The 3,810-nt window shown below is 60.1% G+C and carries 5 protein-coding genes and 1 pseudogene; 5 read left to right on the top strand and 1 reads right to left on the bottom strand.

The genetic code is table 11. The features are described 5' to 3' along the window. The first annotated feature begins 66 nt into the window (after positions 1-66). On the top strand, positions 67-510 hold the full coding sequence (locus AC1DZP_RS35775) for a hypothetical protein (RefSeq protein ID WP_477309007.1): 444 nt from the start codon (positions 67-69) through the stop codon (positions 508-510). 9 nt (positions 511-519) lie between these two features. After that, entirely contained in the window at positions 520-744 is a 225-nt protein-coding gene (locus tag AC1DZP_RS35770) for a hypothetical protein (protein WP_477309009.1), read from the top strand. Between the two features lie 62 nt (positions 745-806). Here the strand turns inward: AC1DZP_RS35770 and AC1DZP_RS35765 are convergent. After that, positions 807-1,420, bottom strand: a pseudogene (locus tag AC1DZP_RS35765) (PAS domain-containing protein); the annotation flags it as partial. A gap of 203 nt (positions 1,421-1,623) precedes the next feature. Here AC1DZP_RS35765 and AC1DZP_RS35760 point away from each other — a divergent pair. The 3 genes from AC1DZP_RS35760 to AC1DZP_RS35750 form a co-directional block, all read left to right on the top strand. Then, a complete protein-coding gene (locus tag AC1DZP_RS35760) occupies positions 1,624-2,229 on the top strand; it encodes a BA14K family protein (RefSeq protein ID WP_477309005.1) in 606 nt (201 codons plus the stop codon). A gap of 144 nt (positions 2,230-2,373) precedes the next feature. Next, the gene (locus AC1DZP_RS35755) at positions 2,374-2,754 is read left to right on the top strand and encodes a DUF2062 domain-containing protein (RefSeq protein ID WP_477309003.1); all 381 of its coding nucleotides are present in this window, start codon (positions 2,374-2,376) and stop codon (positions 2,752-2,754) included. Positions 2,755-3,303: 549 nt separating this feature from the next. Then, positions 3,304-3,810: helix-turn-helix domain-containing protein (locus tag AC1DZP_RS35750; protein ID WP_477309001.1), on the top strand; the 507-nt coding region annotated here is incomplete at its 3' end.

Here is a 3,810-nt window from a genome sequence, read left to right as displayed (position 1 = left end):
TTACTAGCCCACGACAGGCGCGGCGGTTTTCGACAAAAAGCGGCGCCATAAGCGCCGCTCTAATTCATGCTCTCCGGGATGATTCACCGCCCGAAATTGATGCACTATGCCCCGGCGGCCGCCGCGAGCTCAGGCCCGGTTGCGCCGGCCGCTCCGGGGCCGACCTGGCTGCGCACGGCGGCGGCCGCTCCGCAATCGCTTAAAGATACCGCGCGTGACGACCTGGCCGGTCGCCTGCAATGGAAGCAGGCTAACTACTTTGCTCGCCAAGGACTGGAAGCATTGAAAAATGCCGACAGAGAGATGGCATCGCTTTGCGCATGGGCGGCGACTGACTGCTATGTCGCTGCTCTTGAGATCCGCGTCAGGCCATCAGACATGCGCTGGGCTTTTGTTTTTTTGAGCTCGGCTTTTCGGATGCTCGCCGGGCGTTTGTTGCAAGCAATTCGGCCGCCTCGATCGCGTCTCGATTTTCCCCGATGGAGATCAACGACCCGCAAACGCCGGTGATCTCGTGCGTTGGCAGAACGCAGAATAGTGGGCCGGCAATGGCTGATAGGGGCCGCGCACGGCAAGGTAATCGCACGACGATCGGCGGCCAGTTCGCCTGGCGGGCTGATCGAGATGCAGGAGTCGCCTGCCTATCGCGCGCTCTCGCTGTCTCATCGCGTGCTCGCTCGGCTTGAGATTGAGATCGCGCGCCGTGGCGGCAATGACAACGGCAAGCCTGCCGACGACATTTGATGACTTTGAAGCCTACGGCGTCCACAGGCACGCCAATTGCGGCCAATGGTCGGTCTGCCTGCGCTCTGACGCGGTACCCCGGCCTCTTGCTCCTCAGGCGTATAGAAGATCGAAAAATGCTGGCCTAGAATCTCAGCGGCACTGTAGCCTTTGATGCGCTCCGCGCCGGTGTTCCAGTTCGTGATCTTCCCTTCTGGATCAAGCATGTAAATGGCGTAGTCCGTCACCCCTTGCACCAGCAACCGAAAGCGACGTTCGCTCTCCAAAGCCGCGAGCTGCATCTCACGATGGTGCGTGATATCGCGGGTGACTTTGGCGAAGCCGGCGGGTTTTCCATTCTCGAAAAAATGGGGTCGATCACCACCATTGCCCAGAAGTGCCTGCCATCTTTGCGCAGACGCCAGCCTTCGGCGTGAAATCTGCCCTCCTCTACCGCCTGCTTCAGCGCCGCTTGCGGCACTCCCGCGGCGCGATCCTCTTCCGTATAGAAACGCGAGAAATGTTCGCCGATAATCTCACCAGCGGTGTAGCCCTTGATTCGCTCTGCACCAGTGTTCCAACTCTGAATCCTGCCCTCGGTATCGAGCATGAATATTGCGTAATCGACGACACTTTGAACCAGCTGCTCGGCAGCGGTCTGGGAGAGCTGTGGGTTTCGGTGATTTTTGTCAGGCATCTGCGCTATTTAGTGCTTTGCACTCATAAAGCTACTGAGCACTTTGTCCCACGCGGCGCCAGCTCATTGTGCCTCTGACGTCTTTACCGCGTGATCTGGTATACGCTCGTGCAGGGAGACACGCCAACACGACGCGCGGTCGCGCTTGCTGGAACCAGTCCCGACGCTCCGCATTCTATTAGCTGGGTCTCAAGGAGTGTGTGATGAAAGCGGTTTTGGCACTGGTCAGTGGCTTCATCCTGACCCTTGCGGTCTTCGCCAGCGGGCTAGCTTTCGCTGCTTGGCTGATTGTCGCAAAGCCCGTGCATCAGGCGAAGCCCGCCGACAGTGTCTCGCAGCTTTGGACCAAGGACGCACAGCCCGTCGACAAGGCCGCGCAGGGCCTGGAGCGCGTGGCTGCCGCGCAGCCTGCGGCGCCCGACGTCGCCGCGACGGTGCAGGCGCCCGATCCGACCAATACGAGCGCGGTGGCGCCAGGCGCTGGCGAGCAGGAAGTCAGGCTGCCACCTGCCCATGTCCGCTGGTGCGCGGACCGTTACCGCTCCTACAATCCCGACGACAACAGCTACAGGTCCTATAGCGGCCAGCAGCGGCCCTGCCTGTCGCCCTATCTGGACATCATCGCCGCCGACCAGGGCGCGCAACAGCCCACCGAAGTTGGCTATGTCGAAGGCGCCGGTCCTCTGGTTGCAACAGAAGACCTTTCGGACGACCACGTCCAATCCTGCTTCAGCCGCTACCGATCCTACCGTCCCGAAGACAACAGCTACCAGCCCTATTCCGGCGGGCCGCGGCGCCAGTGCGAATAGGGCACGCTGCTTGCCAACTCACCGGCAAGGCGGTGCCCGATCGTGCTTGCAATCCTCAACGGTGCTCCTGGCTGGTTCAAATTCAGAAGGTTGCTTTTTTAAAGAGACGACATCAATCGGAATCAACTCCAGACTGCATTGTAAGTGGGCAAGAGAGTGCTCTTTAGACGCCGAAATCCTGATGGTCTCTTCGAGCGCTTACGCACTTATGTGTGGCCGCGCCGGTCGTTCTCACGCTCGCTTCAATATTTTTCGAAGCGCATTCTGCGCCTGAATGCCACTCCACACGCAGTAGCGGCGGGGGTAGCGGCTGGGGTTTTCGCGTCGTTCTTTCCGGTAGGATCCCATTTCGCCATTGCCGCCTTTGTATGCTGGCTGATCGCGGGAAACATGGTGGCGGGAGGTTTAGRAACATTTGTCTTTGGCAACCCGCTGACCTTCCCACTTGTTGTGGGAGCGTCCTGGGAGACAGGCAAGATCATGTTGAAAACCCCCTGCGAATTCACGGCCCGCCAGCCCATCTGAGTGAGATGTTGCAAACCCTTTCAATTTCGCAACTGTGGGAACCGGTGCTAAAGCCGATGTTGTTCGGCGCGGTGCCACTGGGGCTGATTTTTGGCCTGTTGTTCTACGGGATCACTCGCTATGGCATGACAGCCTTCCGCGAACAGAGACGTAAGCGACTGGCCGAAAAAGGAAGCCGCCTTGTTCAGTAAGACATCGCGTGTCAGCCCTCTGCCTGTTCGAAATCGCGGGAGGCGCGTCGGATCGCATGAGACTTTTTCGGCATCAATGGCGCCTTCTCAACAATGCCCTGCCTCCCGTACCAAATTATCGTAGCGCACCGTGGGGGTGGCGCCCAAGATTGCGGAGAGCGCAACAGGACGTTCGGAAATTGGTGCTCTGCTTCGCACTCTCGGTGCCAAGGAATGATTGGGTCGATCGTCATTGGTCCTCCATGGCGCGGGCTTGCTTCGTATTCCTAGCTAGATGTGAGCTTTCGGGAGGTTGTCCATTCGGACCGGACCGAGGAGACTGGAGTTACCAGGCTTCAGCACTCACCGGAGGGTCCGAATGAACATCCACAAGAATGCCCGTCTCACGCCGCTGCGTCGAGAGGAGATGGCGCTGTCGGTGATAGAAGGCGCTTTCTCCAAAGCCCATGCGGCGCGCGTCTACGGCGTGTCGGCCAAGATCGTGGCGCGCTGGGTCGAACGCTATAAGGCCGAAGGGCGGGCCGGCATGATCGACCGTTCCTCGCGGCCCGCCCATATGCCACAGGCCACCGCTGCGTTGATCGCCGAGCGCATCATGGCGCTGCGCCGGCAACGCTGGACCGGCAAGCATATCGCCCATGAGGTCGGCGTCTCGCCTGCCACCGTCAGCCGGGTACTCAAGCGTGCCGGACTGTCGCGGTTGAGGGATATCGAACCGGCCGAACCGGTCCGGCGCTACGAGCGCGAGCATCCCGGCGAGATGATCCACATTGACATCAAGAAGCTCGGCCGTTTTGAGCGCATCGGTCATCGCATCACCGGCAAACGTACCGGCAATGCCAGCTCGCGCGGCAGCAGTTGGGAG

This window comes from Mesorhizobium sp. P2_F8 (genome assembly GCF_056403655.1).
This window is presented reverse-complemented; position numbering and strand designations above follow the sequence as displayed.

Coding starts and splice junctions, on each gene's coding strand:
- AC1DZP_RS35775 (WP_477309007.1), top strand. CDS start 67: ATGCTCTCCGGGATGATTCACCGCCCGAAATTGATGCACTATGCCCCG.
- AC1DZP_RS35760 (WP_477309005.1), top strand. CDS start 1,624: ATGAAAGCGGTTTTGGCACTGGTCAGTGGCTTCATCCTGACCCTTGCG.